Annotated in this window: 2 protein-coding genes; both read right to left on the reverse strand. The window is 22.8% G+C overall.

The genetic code is table 11. The features are described from left to right. Positions 1–43 precede the first annotated feature (43 nt). Positions 44–307: a hypothetical protein gene (locus tag QX51_RS08540; RefSeq protein ID WP_039679493.1), complete on the reverse strand. Its 264-nt coding sequence runs from the start codon at positions 305–307 to the stop codon at positions 44–46. Positions 308–405: 98 nt separating this feature from the next. Further along, positions 406–816 (reverse strand): hypothetical protein, encoded by a 411-nt coding sequence (locus tag QX51_RS08545; RefSeq protein ID WP_039679494.1) that lies wholly within the window; start codon positions 814–816, stop codon positions 406–408. Positions 817–902 lie beyond the last annotated feature (86 nt).

Raw genomic sequence — 902 nt, forward strand, 5'->3', positions numbered from 1 at the left:
ATATTAAAATAGTAAATCAAATTTATTCTATAAATTTGATTTACTATTTTAATATGTGTTTTACTATTTTAATTAATATATATAATAACAAAGCTATAGTAACAATAATTTGTAATAATAGCTCCCAGTTTATAGTTACTATTGGATTCATCATAACTCCCCCCATTTTTATTCTAACTATATCACTATATTCATTTCTTTTTAAAGCAATGTATACCACAGATATGTCTAATTTTAAGTTCTTAGCTTTATCCCTTAAATCTATTATTTCAAACTCCTTAATATTTAACTTTATAATACTATACAATTTATCACTTTAATCATATAAAAAAGCTGTATCTTAATAGTTATAGTGGTTCAAATACTAAGATATAGTCTTTTATTAAATTTAATCTAACTAATTTATTAATCTTCAGGTATTTTATCCAATACCCATGGCAATTCAATATTTGCAATCTTTAATATAAAATATGGTTTTTCCATACCTGTATTACTATATATAGGTTCATCAGTATCTGATTGATATAATGTTATAACTACATCTTTATCATATATAACGGTTTTATCTTCAAATAATTCACCTTTAATAGAATAATAACTTTCATAACATCGTTTATCTTCTCTATCGTTCCAAAAACAATCTATTATTTCTAATGGGTACTCTACACGAACACCTAGTTTATTCAATACTTCTACTGCTTCTGGGTATATACTTGTAAAAGTTTTTAAGTAATTTTTACACCAAATACACTTGCATGGCTTATTATACATATCTAAGTAAGATTGTGTGTCTTTAATATTTACTTTATATTTCAACCTAATCACCTTTCTCAGTAACTATTTAACTAATATATATTCTAATAATTTTTTATTCGTATCTTATAATTATTATACACTTAACC

Source organism: Terrisporobacter othiniensis (assembly GCF_000808015.1).
GTDB lineage: Bacteria > Bacillota > Clostridia > Peptostreptococcales > Peptostreptococcaceae > Terrisporobacter > Terrisporobacter muris.